This is a genomic window from Undibacterium sp. GrIS 1.2, from assembly GCF_040544435.1.
Taxonomy (GTDB): domain Bacteria; phylum Pseudomonadota; class Gammaproteobacteria; order Burkholderiales; family Burkholderiaceae_D; genus Undibacterium.
Window position 1 is genome coordinate 39132 of the sequence record NZ_JBEONP010000001.1, and the last position, 18823, is coordinate 57954.

Genomic DNA, 18823 nt, shown 5'->3' on the forward strand with positions numbered 1-18823 from the left:
ATTAAAATAAGGGGAGTATTGGCACTTTTATGCATTAATGTCCAGACTTTATATGGACAATTTAAAATACTGTATCCCAGTATATAAATTAAAAAAAGATGAAAGAAATGATCTGCCAACTCCCTCGTCCGATGGCGAGAGAGAGTTTTTATCCTCTGCTAAGTTCTGGCAATACCAAACCAGGCGCCGTAGGCGGGTAAACTAACTAAGCTTCCAGCGACATCGCCCGGCAATCCATGCCCTGTCAATGCATCAAAATTGGCGGCGACTGGCAAAGTAAATTCAACCTCATCCCCTCCCAAATTAAACACAGCCAATATCTGAGGGGAATCAGGCAATGTCCGGCTCAAGGCCAATACAGGTTCAGGCGCATCAAAAAATGTAATCTCGCCGCCGGTCAGTTGCGGGAGCTGTTTTCGCCAGCGAATAATGTTACGGGTAAAGTTCAGTGCCGAAGCGGGGTCAGATTCCTGTTCAGACGCAGCAACAGCCAGATGTTCTGCTGGCACGGGTAACCACGGAGTGCCCGTCGTAAAACCCGCGTGTGCCTCGAGTTTGTTCCAAGGCATAGGCGTGCGGCAGCCGTCACGACCTTTGGCTTCTGGCCAGAAGGTAATCCCTACCGGATCGCGTAATGACTCAAAGGGAACATCGGCCTCTGTCAATGCCAGCTCATCACCTTGGTACAGACATGGCGTACCTTTTAAGGCTAGTTGCATGGCGAGGACAACTTTGGCAAAAGCGGGCGTTGCTTGCGCGCCACCCCAGCGCGTCATGACACGTGCAACATCATGATTGCCGACCGACCACGACGCACCACCGCCAACCACGCGTGCTTCAAATTCTGCTACCTGAGAGCGGATATAACGTGCAGATTTTTCTGTAGTCAGTAAATTAAAGCTGTATGCCATCTGTAATTTGTCGTTGTCGGCGGTATAGGCCGCCATTACACCCAACGCGTCATCAGAGCCAATCTCACCAATCGAGATGGCACCATACTCATTTAATAAGGTACGGACTTTTTGAAAGAAGGCGAGATTTTCTGGCTGCGTATTATCATAAATATGTGCCTGCATTCCATACGGATTGGAGGCCGCTACACTAATCGTATTTTGCTTGGCCGCCGGTGGATTGCTGCGCAATTGCTGATCATGGAAATGGAAGATACAAGCGTCCATACGAAAACCATCAACACCGCGCTCCAGCCAGAAGCGCATATTATCCAGATGCGCCTGCTGCACCGCGGGCTGGTGGAAGTTCATATCTGGCTGACTGGTTAAAAAATTATGCAGATAATATTGCAGACGACGAGTGTCCCATTGCCATGCAGAGCCACCGAAAATCGAGAGCCAATTGTTCGGTGGTGTACCGTCGGCCTGCGGGTCTGCCCAGACATACCAGTCCGCTTTTGGATTAGTACGGTTCTTGCGACTTTCAGTAAACCAAGGGTGATTTTCTGCCGTATGTGACAGTACCTGGTCAATCATAATCTTCAGACCCAGCGCATGTGCACGCTGCACCAATTGATCGAAATCAGCCAGAGTACCGAACAAGGGATCAACATCGCAATAGTCCGCCACGTCATAACCAAAGTCCTTCATCGGCGAAGTGAAGAAAGGAGAAATCCAGACAATATCAACACCCAGACTGGCGATGTAATTTAGCTTGGCAGTAATGCCGGGTAAGTCACCGACACCGTCGCCATTGGTATCCAAAAAGCTGCGTGGATAGACCTGATAAATGATGGCCTCGCGCCACCACTCAGTATTTGTTGCAGAGATCGTGGCTAGCGGAATGTCGCGCTTGGTTGTTGCAGTCATGTTGAAATCATTCATAAAACAGGTGGTGGTCGCTGCACTATTCAACAACTTTTGTAACAGCTTTATTTAAGTCTGGCTTCTTAAGTCTGGCTTCTTAAGTCTGACTTCTTTAATAGCAGCGGCTCAACTATGGCGGCACTCTCTTACCGTATCGCCCGGCAAAAGTATCGGCTGCCACAGCACTTGTAATTCTTCTGGCGGCGTTCCATCCAATAAGGACATCAACATTTCTATCATTCGGCTACCTGCCTGATCAGGATTTGGCTGATCGATCGTGGTGACGTTGTAGCCCGCCAGGGAATCTTCCATCTTGCTCCAGACGATGATCGATATATCGGTACCAATCTGAATACCCGCATCCAGCAAAGCGCGTACGGCGCCCACGCCAGACATCTGGTTATCGACGATGACTGCGGTTGGTGGTAAGGGGCTGGCAAGTATTTGTTGCATCGCCTGATACCCTCGGCGTCTGTCGTTACTATCGCCGATCAGATGCGCGGGATTCGGTTGTAAGCCCGCCTTTTGTATTGCCTCGATAAAGCTGTTGTAACGTTGACGGGCAAAGTTCATTTCCAAAGGCGCACTGATCAGGCCGACACGCTGGTGTCCGTGCGAGAGCAAATACTGAACAGCAGTCTGCATACCAGACTCATTGTCATAATCAAACCAGGCGTGCGGCTCATTAACCTGTGTGCGTCCATGCGCGACGAATGGCAAGCCGTGTCCGGTTAAGTAAGCAATCCGCTCGTCATATAAACGGGTACGGGAAACGATCAAACCATCGACCCGACGCTCTTGCACCATACGCTGGTAGGCACGCAACTCATTCGCAGGCGACACCGGCGCAATGATCAAATCCATTTGTCTGGACTCCAGCGCGGACGACATCCCGTCGACGATAGACATAAACATAGGATCGCCTAAATCGTTCGGCAGCAAAGGATGAATCATGCCAACCACATTAGTGCGCCCGACTGCCAGACTCCGCGCCATCGGATTGGGACGATATCCCGCTGCATTGGCTGCCGCCATTACACGCTGTCGAGTCTTCTCGCTAACCTCTGGATAGCCGTTCAGAGCGCGGCTCACCGTAGTTTCGGAAATACCCAGATTTTTAGCGAGGCTTTTAAGATTCATTGGTGTCGGTTACTTCAAAAATGAGACTACTTTTAAATTTGCTGAAGCTTACTTATTTGCTTACTTATTTGCTTACTTTATTTGCTTACTAATTTACTGACGTATTTGCCAACTGTTGTCCTACTTTTGCGGATGACTTTTTACTTCAGTTGATCTGCACTACGACGGTCTGCTCTGTTCTTGCTGGTATGTTGACCAAGACTGATAATTGTTTTTTTACCGCATTCCATTTAAATGGCAAAGACCGGTTTTTTGCCTTGACCCAGTTCGGCGCAGTAGCAATGTTATGCATGATCAATTCAATTTTTCTATCAACAGGCTGATAATTCAAACCCGTTTCCGTCTTCAGCTGTACCGTGATTTTTTGGTGATTATTGTCTACAGCGGTATCGCCAAAAAACTGTAAAAGTTGATATCGACCTTTCTCGAAAGCGGCGGATGTCAAACCATCATCGTCATACAATTGACCGCGACTATGCGGTACAGATGAATCGTAGTAATAATGCAGATCAAGTTCTTTAGTCGAATAATCTCTGGTGGTTTGGACCAACTTTGCCATAGGGATAAAGGCACCTGCTCTGACAAATACGGGGATGTGCTCAGGCACAATCGCAACTGATCCAGTACTACCAGCGACATATTTTTGATCAGTATAAAAATCAAACCAGTGATTGGTCGCAGGAAAACGAATCGTCTGCTCTTTGACAGCGGCTTTGAGTACGGGCGACACAAAAAAATCATGCCCCCATAAATAACGATCAGATACGCCGCGCATCTCAGGATTGTCCGGCTCTTCATACAACATGGGTCGCATCAGCGGCAGGCCACGCTGATTATTTTCAAACGCCAGCGTGTAGTTATACGGCAGCATGCGATAACGCAGTTCAATCGCCGCCTTTGCTAGAGCCTTTGCGGATGTGCTTCTTAAAACCGGTTCTGCGGCGACTTCCTCTTGGGCATGTGGACGAAAAATCGGTTGGAATACGCCGTACTGCAACCAGCGCGCATATAGCTCATCATCCAAATTGGCACCCGCAAATCCACCCAAGTCTGAGTGCATATATGCCAAACCTTGCATCCCCATCTGCAATGCAATCTCTGGCTGACTCTGCAAGCCACCCCAAGTGCGGTTCACGTCGCCCGACCAGGGGATCATGCCAAACCGTTGCGAGCCGGAGTAGCCAGAACGCATCAAAATAAAGGGACGCTCTTCCGGAAATTCTTTTTGGTATCCCTCTGCGATCAACCTAGCCCAATCGTGTCCATAAATATTATGCAGCTGATCTGCCGAGCCCGTCTTATGCTGCAAGTCAGACGGGTGCACTTCTGGCTCGCCCAGATCACCCCACCAACCAGCGACACCATCTCTCTTCAAATTTTTATAAATCGACCAGAACCAGTCTTTTGCTTTCGGGTCAAAAATATCGATGAGCCCTGTGTGTCCAAAATAAAAATCATAGACAAATGGTGCTCCATTCTTATCTGTTGCGAGAATTTTCTTCTCTACTGCCTCGTTCCATTTACTGGAAGTCGTCAAGATAAACGGCTCTGTGATCAATATAGTTTTTATGCCTTTTTTAGCAAAATCGGCAATCATCTCCTGAGGATGCGGGAAGTTATCCCGATCAAACTCTAGGTTGCCCATCGTGCCTTTGATGTCTTTGCCAAACCAGTACAAATCAAAAATGATGGCATCCAGTGGAATTTTTTCAGCAGCAAATTGATCTACGATTTTGCGTGCTTCTGCTTCGCTGTGGTAACCGAAGCGACTGGCGAAGTTGCCGAAAGCCCAGCGTGGCGGCAACGGTTGCTTGCCGGTCAAACTGGTGTAGTTACCAATAATATCGTCCCAGCTATCGCCAGCAATAATCTGATATGTTTTTCTGCCGCTGATGGTTTCATAAGCGAGTACATTCTCTTTTTTACTATCCAGATCTAGATAGCCAATCGGCGCATTATCAAAATGAATGCCGTATCGTTTAGACGAAAATATCAGAGAAATAGAAAAATTCATCTGACTAGAGCGATCCTCATAACCGTAATGCGCCTTGTTGTAGAGTGGCAGACGATTACCACGGCGGTTCATCCCTAATGCACGCGCACCTGCACCGTACAGCGCTTCCGTTGCATCCAGATTAAAGTCTAGTACTTCAGAGGTATCTTGTTTGCTGTAACCATTTTTTTCAGAAATGAGTTGCTTGCCTTTATAGGCGTAACTGATTTGAAAAGGCGATTTGGTGATGTGTACCACCATACCGGTCAGACTGGAGCCAACACCGGAGCCGACAGCATAATCGACAGCAACGTCTGTATTGCTAACACTAGTTTTAAGCATGGCGGGTGACAACACAACTGCATGTGACCCGGAGATAAAACTTTGTCCTTTGGGGATAAACGTGGTTTCTATAATCTTGTCAGAATATGGCTTGATCTGATAAAGACCATCGTTGGTCGTCAGTTCTAAGTAACTACCCTTATCAGCAACGACCTCAAGTACTCTTCCTCTGTTTTGAGCAAAAGCTGGCTGTGTCAGTTGTATCGCTAGAACAACTAAGGCGGCTACTATGCAGAATACAGTGTTGCCAATGATTGGGCGTTTTAGTTGATTTTTCATCTTAATTTCCATCCGATCTAGCAGGCGGATGTTCATCCTTACCAATCAGCACCATATTATTCTTGCTATCAAACTTCACCATGCCATTAACGACGATGGCACTATGTCCTGAGTAATAGTCTTTCAATTTTTCTCCATCAAGAAAAACGCCCGTAACGGGAATTGCTACGCTCTCACCAATCGGCAAATCGAGCGCTACTACCACTCTGTCGTTGATGCCATCATGCTGATAAATCCGTTTAAAAATATACGGTCTATCTGATATTTTTTGATGCACGCCAGCGCCCACTGCGACATGCGCTTGGCGGAATAATCCCAGCTTGCTCCAATGCTGGAACACATTTGCGATGTTGTAATGAAATCTCGATTTTTTTTGCGTCAGCTCATCCCAGTTCATCATGGACCGCAAATTGGCATCCCCTTGCGCACCAGCGACTGATAAAGAGCGGGCAGTTTCGTCACCGTAGTAAATTTGTGCGGCACCGGGGCTCAGCAATAGTCGGGTACCCGCATCAAACGGATTGTTACGTTCCCGGTCAAACGGACTTAAATCGTCATGCGAACTAACATAGTTGAGGACGGAATATCCGTGTAAAGGACTATCCGGCATATTGAGTTTTTCTGAATACTCGCTAAACAAGACGTCGATATTTTTCTTAGCATCGGTCTTAAAGCCGAAGTTGATAATGCTATCAAAACCATTCTGATAAAAATTCACTTGGCTACCACCGTCCATAGTGAATTGCTGTCCACTGGCGATGGAGTAGCCATACACTTCTGCCGTCATAAAAAAAGGATCGTCACCTAATTTTTTATCAGGATTGTCCCGTTTCCAATCCTCATACGCGGCGCTGGCTACTTGTTTTAGCTCTTTCCAGACACCGGGTTCTACATGCTTGACTGTATCGGCGCGAAAACCGTCGATACCATATTTTCTGACCCAATCGGCATGCCATTTCATCAGGTAATAGCGTGGTGCGCGAGGGAAGCCCGTATGTTTGAAAAACGAATCCAACTCGCTGACTTGCTGCTCGTAGCGTCCTTCAGATTTCCACTTGGCGACTAAGGCTGGTGGTAACGCTACATTGGCATTACTTTCGGTACGAAAATCTGGCAGATTTTTAACCAGTACGCAATTGACGGTAGTTGCTACATCTTTATAAGTACAAACTGGCGAAGTACGCACCCAGTCATTGGGCCATTGAGGATCTACCTCGGTGACTGGGCCGGTGTGATTCATCACCACATCGAGCAGTACACGGATTCCATTAGCGTGAGCGGTATCAACCAACTTGCGCATGTCGGCTTCTGTACCCCAGTTAGCATCTACCTTAGTAAAGTCACGCGCCCAGTAACCGTGGAAACCGTAAGACAAGCCAATACCTTCATCAGTCGCGCTGTGAATTTGCTCGACAGGCGGTGTGATCCAGATGACGTTGACGCCTAAGTTTTTAAAATAACCTTGCTTGATTTTTTCTGTAATGCCTGCCAGATCACCACCTGCAAATCCGCGTAACTTTGCAGCATCATTTTTGCGTTCATAGGCAAGATCATTAGTCGGATTCGCGTTATAAAACCGATCCGTCAGCAAGAAATATATAGTGGCGTTATTCCATACGAATGCTGCTTTTTTCGATGTTTTCGGTAACTGTTCTTTTGTCGTGGCTGACATGTCTGCCGCATAGACAAGGCTGTCAAAGACATTGACAAAAAATAGTGCCAGAGAAAATACGATCGCAAAAAAATTCATGCCAATTCTATTCAGAAAGAATGTCACTACGACTGTTCTACAACGTCTTTAACAAACATGGTCAATATGCCTGCGAGGATCATGCAAAAGCCACCTAGCATCAGAACTTTGACTGATTGATAATTGAACAAATGTTTCAACATCGCGCCCAATACAAAGCCAGCCACAATTTGCGGAATCACGACAAAAAAGTTAAACAAACCCATGTAATAACCCATGCGATTAGCAGGCAAAGCGCCAGCCAGAATGGCATAAGGCATCGTCAATACGCTTGCCCAGGCAATCCCTACGCCGACCATAGGCAACAACAACATTTGTTTGGAACTAATAAGAAAGATGCTGACCAGACTGACGCCACCTATCATCAGGCAGATCATATGAACGAATTTACGGCTAGTCATACGCGACAGGATCGGTAAGATAAAAGCAGCTATCGCGGATACGCCGCCATATACACCAAACATAATGCCAACCCAGTTACCACCCTCTTGATAAGCAGCAGATTGAGCATCGGTACTATGGAATACGATTTCGGCAATCGATGGTGTGGTGTAGACCCACATAGAAAACAAAGCGACCCAAGTAAAAAACTGCACCCATGCCAGTTGCACCATGGTTTTTGGCATCTTGAGAAAGCCGCCCAAAATTTCTGTAATAGCTCTTGCAAAACCTTGGTTATTTTTACGTTCCTGGCGAAATTTCTCTAAATCAGTTGGCGGTATTTCTTTCGTCGTAAATACAGTCCACATCACCGACAACGCAAAGATAGCGCCACCAAAATAGAAGGAATAACGCACCGTATCCGGTATAGCCCCATCAACCGGAACATTGCTGACGCCGAGATAATTGGTCAGCAAACTTGGCAACAGGGAGGCTATCACACCGCCGCATCCGATCAAAAAAGTCTGCATCGCAAAACCCGCCGTCTGTTGCGAAGGATTGAGTTTGTCACCGACAAAAGCGCGGAATGGCTCCATCGAAATATTGATCGCAGAATCCATCATCCACAAAACAGCAATCGCCATCCATAACATGCTGGAGTTAGGCATCAGGAACATCGCAACCGATGCTAATAAAGCACCGACAAAGAAAAATGGACGACGACGCCCCCAAAATGGATGCCAAGTATTATCACTGAGATAGCCTATCACCGGCTGTACTAGCAAACCCGTGATCGGTGCGGCAAGCCAGAACAAGGCGAGATCATCCGCGTTAGCACCTAAGGTGGAAAAAATCCGGCTGGTATTGGTGTTTTGTAAGGCAAAGCCGAATTGAATGCCGAAGAAACCAAAACTCATATTCCACAACTGCCAGAACGAAAGCCTAGGCTTGTTTGTCGATGATTGCATACTTGCTTGTTCCTGGTTTTTTTAAGTAACGTCCAACAGAATAACGAGATTAAGACTGATGCAAAATTATTCGCGCAGTTGGTATTAAATTGCTGCTGAAACGATTTAGCCTAAGTCCTAAAAACAAGTCCCCGCAGCTTGGAGTCTGCGAGGACTGTTTTAGTGTTACTTAAAACTTGTAGCTGGCGCCTAACAACATGATACGTCCGTATTTTGCATACTCTAACTGACGATCTTTGCTATTTGCGTAGGTTTCATAGGCTGCATTGGTCAGATTATTGACTTGCAACATGATGCCCAGACCTTTGTATGGACCGTCTTCAAACACGTAACCAATTTGGAAGTCAGTGACATTATCACCAACGACATAACGCAATTGACGATCACCGGCAAAGTTACCGATCTCACCAACGTAGTCAGAGCGACGGCGTTGACCGATACGGGCTGAGAAGCCTTTTTTCTCATAGTAAAGCGTGAGATTGGTGACATTCTTAGACAGGCCAGGCAATTGAATTTTGCCGATAGTATCGTTCACTTGAGGAATATTAATCGAGCTATCAGTAAATGTCGTACTAGCAGTGACACCAAATCCATCAAGCGCTGAGGAGATCAGATTCAGCGGTGCTGATGCTGATAATTCCAGACCTTTGAGCGAACCACCTTGGCCGTTCTTAGGAGAGTTATATTGACCAAAATTAGATATCGCTACAGTTCCCGGTGTGAACTGGGAGAAGTCACGAGTTTCCGAATAATCATAGATATAGCTCTTCAAGTCTTTGTAGAAAAAGGCTGCAGCGAAATAAGCTTTAGTACCGAAATACTTTTCATAAGAGATGTCTAAAGCAGTAGCACGCCAAGGCTCTAACTGTGCGTTACCACCGCTACCCCCAGGCAATCTGGTAGAGGCATCCACTTTAAACTCAAAGCCGGCATTTAACTGATCCAGGCGCGGACGCGCAACTTGTTTTGCTAATGCAAAACGTAAAGTTTGCTGGTCAGGCAAACCAAAGACCAGATTCATACTTGGCAGCACGTCGGTATAAGTTTTTCCGTCGGTATATGGATGAGCAGCGCCACTAGGATCGGAATACAGCGATGCCGATGACTGGTCAGTATTGATCACTTGTACGCCGATATTGCCACGGAGCGAAACACCACCGAGTTGAGAGTCAATATTACCTTTAACAAAAGAGGTCGTGATTTTCTCAGTGACATCCCAAGCACGTGAAATCGTGTTGCTATTATTGGTCAAGTTGTAGGTAATTGGATCAAAGTATTTCGCGATGACACCAGGTACATTCCAGGAAGGAACAATGCCGCTACCAGCAAAACCAAGATTGACCGGGGCATACAACAAATCGCTAGAAATAGTTGGACTACCGCTAGCGGTCAGCGCACCACTTGGTTGACGTTTAGTTTTAGTACGATCACTACGATTGACACCCACATCTACATTGTCAAAAACATTGTCGAGCATCGCTGGCACCGGCATTGTTGCAACCATTTTAAAGCTCTTTAAAACGTCTTTAAGATGTGGTGCATAGGTACTGCCGTAGCCATAAATCGAGTTACCGGTATACAGCTGAGTCGGATCACTATAATTTAACTTGCCCGACAAGGTAGCAAAACTGCCTGGTACCCAGCCGACTGTCAGGGCTGGGTCATTGAGCGGTCCGCCAGATGGATTTCTCAGTTGTAAATTGTTTTCAAGATACAGCTCATCACGCTTAGCTTCAGAGTAATTAACGTCTGCTAATAATGACCATTTGTCGAAAGTAAATTTATTACCCCAGCCAGCAGTATGGATAGAATCTTCGCGGTTATTGTATTGTCCGCGTACCAGTGGGTATGCTCCGGTTGCAACGCCACCGAGCAAAGTATTGTTAACCACATTGACCGAACTGTAATTAAATCCTTGTGGATTGTTGCTACCGTTATAGCCACCTAAGTTGGCTTCAAATTGATTATTGGTATCAACTTGTTTAAAAGTAGAACTGAATATATCCAGCGTACTTCTCCACATTTTTGACGGACGATATTCCAATACACCGATGATGCCAGTACGCTTTAAGGTACCGCTCTTCGCCAGTGATTTAACACCCGCAGTAACGTAGGTACCAGGAGGAACGCCAGAGACAGAACTTTGACTAAACGGCTCATAAGTACCAGTCTCATTATCCAACACCGGCGACTCCAGATCTGCAATACCGATGGCAATACCAATCGTACGATCGGCAAATTGATCGATGTAACTTGCGCTGATGCGATGACCAGTATCTTTAATATTAGCAATCGATCCCATGGAATTTTTCTCGCCACGAGCATTTAAAGAAATTGTACGGGTAGAAAAATCCAGCGGACGCACTGTTTGTAAATTGATCGTACCAGACAAACCCTGCCCTACTAGACCAGCGTCAGGGGTTTTGTACACAGTCACGCCGCTCAGCAATTCAGAGGGGTATTGATCAAACTCAACACTACGGTTGTCGCCAGTACTGACTTGCTCACGGCCATTCAACAATGTAGTAGCAAAATCCGGAGATAAACCCCGAACGCTGATGACCTGAGCGCGGCCTGCAACACGTTGCGCGGCTAAGCCAGGCAAACGGGCAATGGATTCGGCAATACTGGTATCGGGCAACTTGCCTATGTCTTCAGCAGAAATTGCTTCGACGATGGAATTAGAATTTTTCTTTACTGAAATCGCATCCTCAATACCCTTACGGATACCGGTGACAACAACCACATTACCGTCGTCTGCTTTGGTAGCAGCGGTAGCAGCAGCTGGGGTGCCAGCTTGTTGCGCATATACCGCAGTGGATGTGGATAGCAGCAATGCACAAGCTGCAGCGATAGGGGTTACGTTAAATACGAAGCGATTGAAGGCAACACTCCCGCCTCGCTTTTTTTGAAAGCTAGTCATTACTCGTCTCCTTGGTTTTTTATTATAAAACTACGATTCCAACAGCAAAATCTTGGCAGCTCAAACGCTCTAATTAAAATCCGGAATTTGATGCCCCGAACGAGATTCTGTACTAATACTAAATTACATGTCAAATCAAATAATTGATATTTCGTCGAATATATTGCGTCAAGAATGAAAATATCAATCTTAACCGTTGCTAATCACCCACAAGCCTAGTCACTTTATGTAGTCATACTACATAAATAATTAAAAATTTCTGTTTTTTATCAAAGCGCATTGAATATTAACAACAAAAAATCCAAAGCGCATTGGATATTTATTTCTTGCCTGCAATGGATTTTGAAGAAATCACAACAATTCCTGCGAATCACAAACGGGTAAAATCAGTCGTTTATATAAATCTTAAAAGCCATGGCTCGCCTAACACTCCATTTCCCAGAAGATCAGTACTACTACTCCACCCTGCTGACGGTAAGGGTGACCGACATCAATAGCGCAAACCATCTTGGCAACGACTCGATGATTTCCATGATCTCTGAGGCAAGAGCCAGGTTTATGTTTGAATTTGGGATTGGCGAAACCAAAGGCGTCGGCCCGGGCACCATCATCACCGACCTGGCGACCACCTACAAATCCGAAGCGCACGCACGCGATCAGTTGTTGTTTGAAGTTGGCGTCATGGATTTCAATAAATATGGCGGCGATATCACTTTCCGCATCACCCGCCCCAGCGACCAGCATCTGATTGCGATGGCAAAATCAGGATTTATTTTTTATGACTATGCCAAAGCAGAAGTCACCAGCATGCCGGACTATGTGAGGGAGAAATTTCCGAAAGTGAATTGGCTGAGTTGATTATTCGTAGTCAGCTTCAATCAACATAAGCAGAAAATAGTAATGGGACGAATTGAATAAAGATATACCCTATGCAGTATATTTTTATTGTCCATAGAAAAATTGGACATCTACGGTTTTTTTATCAAAAAAGTAGGGGAGTATATTTAATCACACCTCTTCCAAAGCAGGCAATCATCAAACGACTTACCCCATTCTCGCTGTACAAATTGAATAGCAAATTAAAGGAATTCCATGCTGATCGACTTTTCATCTATAGCACCAAGACTCGCTTATTTTTGGATGGGCTCTACCATTACGCCGCGTCCGGTTGCATGGGTTTCTTCTAAAGGGAAAAATGGCCTGACTAATCTCGCGCCGTTTAGTTTTTTTCAGATGATTACGGCATCGCCGCCGACCTTGATGATTTCACCTTTGGTCAATAGCGACGGCAGTATGAAAGACACCGTGCGCAATATCCAGGAGACTGGCGAATTTGTCGTCAATCTGGTGTCATTCCCCATGGTGCAATTGATGAACGAAACCTCATTTGGTTACGACGCAGAAACCAGTGAGTTTGAACAATGCAATGTGAAGTCTCTGCCGTCACAATTTATTGGCGTACCCAGAGTGGACGGCGCGCCTGTCAGTTTTGAATGCAGACTGGCAAAGCTGATGCCCTACCCAGAACATGCGCCAACTTGCTATGTGGTCTTTGGTGAAGTCGTCGCAGCACATGTGGATGACAGTATTGTCACCGCAGATGGCCAAATTGATCCGGTCAAATTAGATCTGGTGTCGCGCATGGGTGCGGACTGGTACGGCAGGACGAACGCGACAGAAAATTTTACGCTGGCACGTCCGGCTGGCTGGGCTAAATAAAAACCTAAGGAATAATTCAGTTTGGTGCGCGGGTGGAGATGGATGTCACCAGCGCGCCAAAAAATAATTCATCAATTTTGAAAGCCTCTTTAATCCGCTGCTGTCCTTCTTTATCATTGGGTAATTGCAGCACGACCGTTAAGTATTTTGGCTGCGTTGTGGGTTCTGATAGACTAGATAATTGAGGCGAGCTGACCTTGGCAGATTGGCTTGATGCAAAACTGCCTGGCGCCTTAACTTCTGCAACCACGTCCTCTTTATCTTGCGCATCTTCTAATAACAAACTCAGCGCATGCTCAATCTCTGAGATAGAAACGACGACAGTCGTATGCGGCTCTGGCCATTTTTTGTAGCCACCGCTACCAATCGCGTATCCGCCAGTGCAGACATACTCTGTATCAGAAATTTTTTCGTAATGAAACGGTGCCCAGCCTGCACTACCAGAGCCAGCATCAGCATTAGCATCAGCGCTATGTTTTCGCACTGCTGCCATTTCTATCGCTTGTCCATAAGTGCCTGCATTGGCAATCATGCCGACTGGTAGAAAAGCGGCACTGTCGTTGGTGTTTTCTTTATATGTCATTATGTGCTCCAAAATTCTTTTTTAAGTACTCATCTTGCAAATGATGGCACACTTGCTAAGTACGGTGACTACTATATTCATGGTGCTAAACTAAGCCAAATTTCAAAAAAATGATCCCTCGCAATATGCCTACACATGGTCAACTTCTTACTATTGCGTTTAAAGCAGAACTAGCGAAAAGCCAGTGCTTAGCAAAAGCCAACATCACTGAATCGCAAAGCCTGGAACAGGCACAAGAGCACGCATTAGAAAAAATCCTGTTCAACATAGCAGGTGAAAAAGGCTTAGAAAATCTTATTGCTATACGATTATTGGAGCAGGAAAAAATTCGTGCTCGCCATATCGTACGTCAACAACTACAGGCTGAAAAATTAGCCCAACATAAGCAAAGTAATAAGCAAAGCAACTGCGCTGTCAACGGACTGGGTGCTGACACCTGGCAGGCCTATTTTGATGGTTCAGCACATCCCAATCCGGGCAAAATTGGTATCGGTGGCGTCGTAGTCAGCCCATCAGGAATAAAGATAGAAATCAGCCGGGCGATGGGCTACGGTGATAGTAACGAGGCAGAGTTCTATGCGCTAAACGCAGTATTAGCATGCGCGTTAGAACAGCGCCCTGCCAAACTTGTTGTGTTTGGAGACAGCCGCACCGTGATAGACAGCGTCAACGCCGACCACACCCACAGCAAGAAAAACATCGTGCGCTTGCCTGCATGTTCAACACTGCAAGAGCAGTGCGAACAAGCCAAGCAACTGATAGCGAAATTCACTGATATTCGTTTGATCTGGATTCCCCGCAAAAAAAATACAGAAGCCGATGCGCTGTCACAAAACGCAGTGACACTTTTTTAAAGATCGCTGCGATGGGATAAGGAATTGAATTCAAATTCAAATTCAAATTCAAATTCAAATTCAAATTCAAATTCAAATTCAAATTCAAATTCAAATTCAAATTCAAATTCAAATCAGGATTGTACGTTTTTCCGTGACACAAAATACGCCGCCAGCAGACTCAAGATGATGAGCGCAAGAATACCTGCATTGCCCCAACGCACATACGGCGTCAGACCGTTGGTACCTTGTACTTTGGCGCGCAAAATATCCTTTGTTAAAGGCTTTAGCTGAGCAGTTACAATCCCCTGCGCATCAATCACCGCCGTCGCACCGGTGTTGGTAGAACGCAGCATAGGCCGCCCGGTTTCTAGCACCCGCATTTGCGATATCTGTAAATGCTGCGGGATAGAAATCGAATCACCGTACCAGGCAATATTAGATACATTTAATAATATGGATGGGCTATGCGACGCTGCCGACAATTGGTGCGCGATTTCTTCACCAAACAAATCTTCATAACAAATATTGGGCAATACCCATTGATCTTTTATCTGCATGGCTTCTTGCAAAACATTGCCAGCAAAAAAATCACCCAGCGGAATCTGCATCAGATTCACAAACCATTTAAAACCAAACGGGACAAACTCGCCAAACGGCACTAGATGATGTTTGTCATAACGATAGCCGCGTACCGCATGCTGGCGCGACAAACCTAAAACGCTATTGGTATATTTATCGCCGCCGTCATAGACCCCCAAACCAATGACCAGATGACTGTCAGTGTCTTGTGCAAAGGCATTTAACATCGGCAAATAATCCGGTGGTAATTGGCTGGACAATACCGGTAAGGCGGTCTCTGGTGTCGCTACCAAATCGGCTGGCGCGGTCAATATCATGTCGTGATACAAGCGCAACGAATCATTCACATGTTCCGGATCAAATTTGATATCTTGCGCTACATTACCTTGTAATAAACTGACGCTGATCTGGTTGCCGGATGGCTGTGTCCATGCCACGACTCGCAAACCGATGCCGACTAAAAATAGACAGGCAACGCAAGCAAGCAATGCAGGCCACCAGGTTTTTTTAAGCATCAATAAAACCACGGCGCCTGCGATTAAGGCATTCAACCATCCCAATCCATACACGCCAAAGACGGCAGCATAGCCAGCCAAGGGGCTCGCGGTATGTGCATAGCCCGACACCAGCCACGGGAAGCCAGTAAATATCCAGCCCCGTAGCAACTCCGACAAACTCCAAAGCGATGGCAGCACGAATAGCAAGGATGCGACCAATGATAGCGGCCAACGCTTGCGTAGGTAATGAGCCAGCGACAAGGCCAGACCGGCGTACAAAGCCAGATAAGCGGCAAACAAAGCGACTGCGGCCAATGCCAGCAACCACGGCATACCGCCAGCATCAGTCATCGCCACCATCAACCAGCGCACACCCCAAAACATCCAGGAAAAACTATATGCCCAACCCAGCATCCACTGGCGTCGCAAAGTCCATGCACTGGCGGAATAGCTCAAGCAAAAAATCAGTGCGAGACTGATGATCTGAAGTGGCCACAAATGATAGGGAGCAAAAGAAAATACGTTCAAACCACCTGCCAGCAAAGCCAGCAAGATGGATGAACGAAATGGAGGGGAATGAAATGAAAACAAGATCAGAGAATCTGCAAATGAGTACGAGCTGGGCGACAGAAAACAATTCTATGAATACAACGATGAACGATGGATTCAATCATCATCAGTCTGCACCAAAGACCGTTTTTCGACTAACAACATCTGCACCTGACGGGCATCGGCGCGCAAGACTTCAAAATGCAGATTGCCAATATTAAATTCTTCACCCTTGTGCGGTACCCGTTCCAGATGATTGGTGACCAAGCCGCCGATGGTATCGACTACTTTGTCTGAAAAATCGGTACCCAACGCGGTATTAAACTGTTCAATCTCGGTCAAACCTTTCACACGCCAGCGCACGCCGTCGCCGTTATTATCGAGGACAATAATATTGTCTTCTTCTTCATTGAAGTCATATTCGTCTTCAATATCGCCGACAATTTGCTCCAGCACATCCTCAATCGTAATCAGACCTGCAACGCCACCGTATTCATCCACCACCATTGCCATGTGATTGCGATTAGCGCGAAAATCCCGCAACAAAATATTCAGGCGCTTGGATTCCGGGATATACACCACCGGGCGCAACATCACTCGGACATCAAAAGACTCTTCTGCGTAGTACCGCAACAAATCTTTTGCCAATAGCACGCCAACCACTTTATCTCTATCGCCTTCAACCGCAGGGAAGCGGGAATGCGCCGTCGATAAGACTTCGGGCATCCATTCTGCTATCGGTTTAGAAATATCAATCACGTCCATCTGGGAACGCGGCACCATGATGTCGCGTGCAGCCAGATCAGAAACCTGGAACACACCTTCGATCATTGCCAGTGCATCGGCATCAATCAGATTACGTTCTTGCGCGTCATGCAGAACTTCCAGCAATTCAGCGCGGTTCTCAGGTTCGGGGGAAATCAGTGCGGTCAAACGTTCAAACAATGACCTGTGGGGTTTAACGTCAGATGGTCTGACGCTACTAGAGTGCTCTTGCATAGTGGGCTTAAAGCCGTTGTTTCAATACTATAGGATACAGCAAATACAGATCAGTCCCAAACTTCGATGCCGGTTTAGAACAAATTTAAGCCTGATTTTTAGCTCTTTTTTGTATCAAGAATGTCATAAAGCGGCGACATCATCTGAAGCGACGTGTAGTTTCTCTGACAATCAATTCCAACTTGGGCAGCTCGACATCCACTTTTTTACCGCTGATCAGTCCGAGTAAAGTGGTCGTTGCCAGTAATCCCATGTCATACAAAGGCTGATGTATCGTCGTCAACGGCGGTGTAGTGTAAAGCGAGCCGGGCAAATCATCGAAGCCGATCAGGGAGATATCATCCGGCACCCGTATCCCTTTGCGGTACAAGCTAAGCCGTACACCATAGGCAATCTGGTCATTCGCGGCGAACACAGCGCTAAACTGCTGCTGAGTATCAAACAGACGATTGACTGCAACTAAACCGCTGGCCTCATGGAAATCGCCTTCAACCACCAGGTTCGCATCAAATTCCAGATTGGCGCTTTTCAGTGCGCGCTGGTATCCGAGCAACCGTTCGCTGGCATCAGAGTTATCGGCAGGGCCAGTGACAAAGGCAATGCGACGATGTCCTAACTCAATTAAATGGCGCACAGCAAGGTAGGCACCGTTTTCATTGTCTAGCTTAAATCCAATCGCCGTCTCGCTTTGCAATGCACGCCCTGTCGCGACGATGGGCTTCTGATGCGAAAAATGCAGCACGTCTTTATCCGCAATATGGCCGGACAACAAAATAATCCCATCCACCTTGCGCGCCAGCAATAACTTAATCCGGGCCGCCTCTTCTTGCGCATCCCAATGCCCACTGACGATCACGGAGGCATAACCAGTGCCTTTTAAACCATCATCAACACCACGTAAGGTCTCATCAAAAAACGGACTGGAAATATCTTGTACGACGATACCGATCGTCATCGAGCGACCACTTTTAAGACTTTGTGCCAGTTGGTTTGGCTCAAAGTGCATCTGCTCAATGGCAGTTTCTACTGCTTTACGTTTATCCGCAGAGACTTTGGCAGTGCCATTCAAAATCCGTGACACCGTGCTAGGCGAAACGCCCGCCTGACGCGCCACATCCATCAAAGTCACTGGATTATTGCTTGAAGCATTGTTATCCGAATCGGTATTGATTTGTTTCTCGACCACGTGTGCCTTCTCAACTATGCGAATTGAAGATGAATTAACGATGAATTGATGATGAATATCTAGGTAAGCTTGTGAAAAGCTTTTCGTAGCGAGAATAACATGGATTATTCAAGGTTTTATGAATTGATCAACTCATCACAAATAAAACCATCTTCCCCATCCGTTCCCCTCTGACCGCAGCTTCAAGATGAAAGCTTTCACTGCAGCTAAGCGCCATCCAAAAAACGCAATGAAAATAAAGATTGTTGATTGACAGGCGATATCCCCAATGTTAAATTCTAA

The 18823-nt window shown here is 46.4% G+C and carries 13 protein-coding genes; 3 read left to right on the plus strand and 10 right to left on the minus strand.

Going from position 1 to position 18823, the window contains the following annotated elements; translation table 11 throughout:
* Positions 1 to 158 precede the first annotated feature (158 nt).
* From AAKU61_RS00170 to AAKU61_RS00195, 6 genes are all read right to left on the minus strand, one after another.
* On the minus strand, positions 159 to 1820 hold the full coding sequence (locus tag AAKU61_RS00170) for an alpha-amylase family glycosyl hydrolase (protein ID WP_354328730.1): 1662 nt from the start codon (positions 1818 to 1820) through the stop codon (positions 159 to 161).
* Positions 1821 to 1943: 123 nt separating this feature from the next.
* A complete protein-coding gene (locus AAKU61_RS00175) occupies positions 1944 to 2957 on the minus strand; it encodes a substrate-binding domain-containing protein (protein WP_354328731.1) in 1014 nt (337 codons plus the stop codon).
* Between the two features lie 145 nt (positions 2958 to 3102).
* Positions 3103 to 5571 carry a glycoside hydrolase family 31 protein gene (locus AAKU61_RS00180; RefSeq protein ID WP_354328732.1) on the minus strand — a complete coding sequence of 823 codons (2469 nt, stop codon included), beginning with the start codon at positions 5569 to 5571 and terminating at the stop codon, positions 3103 to 3105.
* 1 nt (position 5572) lies between these two features.
* Positions 5573 to 7321, minus strand: a complete 1749-nt coding sequence (locus AAKU61_RS00185; RefSeq protein WP_354328733.1) for an alpha-amylase family glycosyl hydrolase — start codon at positions 7319 to 7321, stop codon at positions 5573 to 5575.
* 26 nt (positions 7322 to 7347) lie between these two features.
* Complete coding sequence (locus AAKU61_RS00190; RefSeq protein WP_354328734.1) at positions 7348 to 8670, minus strand: MFS transporter; 1323 nt, start codon at positions 8668 to 8670, stop codon at positions 7348 to 7350.
* Between the two features lie 169 nt (positions 8671 to 8839).
* Positions 8840 to 11593: a TonB-dependent receptor gene (locus AAKU61_RS00195; RefSeq protein ID WP_354328735.1), complete on the minus strand. Its 2754-nt coding sequence runs from the start codon at positions 11591 to 11593 to the stop codon at positions 8840 to 8842.
* A gap of 414 nt (positions 11594 to 12007) precedes the next feature.
* Here AAKU61_RS00195 and AAKU61_RS00200 point away from each other — a divergent pair, with 414 nt between their 5' ends.
* Together AAKU61_RS00200 and AAKU61_RS00205 are read left to right on the plus strand one after the other, a co-directional pair.
* Positions 12008 to 12451 (plus strand): thioesterase family protein, encoded by a 444-nt coding sequence (locus tag AAKU61_RS00200; RefSeq protein ID WP_354328736.1) that lies wholly within the window; start codon positions 12008 to 12010, stop codon positions 12449 to 12451.
* Positions 12452 to 12685: 234 nt separating this feature from the next.
* Entirely contained in the window at positions 12686 to 13312 is a 627-nt protein-coding gene (locus AAKU61_RS00205; protein WP_322119997.1) for a flavin reductase family protein, read from the plus strand.
* A gap of 16 nt (positions 13313 to 13328) precedes the next feature.
* On the opposite strand, the gene AAKU61_RS00210 is transcribed toward AAKU61_RS00205, so the two are convergent.
* Positions 13329 to 13895 (minus strand): hypothetical protein, encoded by a 567-nt coding sequence (locus AAKU61_RS00210; RefSeq protein ID WP_354328737.1) that lies wholly within the window; start codon positions 13893 to 13895, stop codon positions 13329 to 13331.
* Positions 13896 to 14020: 125 nt separating this feature from the next.
* Between AAKU61_RS00210 and AAKU61_RS00215 the strand changes: the two genes are divergently transcribed.
* On the plus strand, positions 14021 to 14749 hold the full coding sequence (locus AAKU61_RS00215) for a ribonuclease HI family protein (protein WP_354328738.1): 729 nt from the start codon (positions 14021 to 14023) through the stop codon (positions 14747 to 14749).
* A 113-nt stretch (positions 14750 to 14862) separates the two neighbouring features.
* Here AAKU61_RS00215 and lnt read toward each other — a convergent pair whose 3' ends face one another.
* The 3 genes from lnt to AAKU61_RS00230 all read right to left on the minus strand — a co-directional run bounded on the left by lnt (position 14863) and on the right by AAKU61_RS00230 (position 18541).
* Complete coding sequence (gene lnt, locus AAKU61_RS00220) at positions 14863 to 16398, minus strand: apolipoprotein N-acyltransferase (protein ID WP_354328739.1); 1536 nt, start codon at positions 16396 to 16398, stop codon at positions 14863 to 14865.
* Positions 16399 to 16473: 75 nt separating this feature from the next.
* Positions 16474 to 17355: a CorC family transporter gene (locus AAKU61_RS00225; RefSeq protein WP_322120001.1), complete on the minus strand. Its 882-nt coding sequence runs from the start codon at positions 17353 to 17355 to the stop codon at positions 16474 to 16476.
* 139 nt (positions 17356 to 17494) lie between these two features.
* Complete coding sequence (locus AAKU61_RS00230; RefSeq protein ID WP_322120002.1) at positions 17495 to 18541, minus strand: LacI family DNA-binding transcriptional regulator; 1047 nt, start codon at positions 18539 to 18541, stop codon at positions 17495 to 17497.
* Between the last annotated feature and the right edge of the window lie 282 nt (positions 18542 to 18823).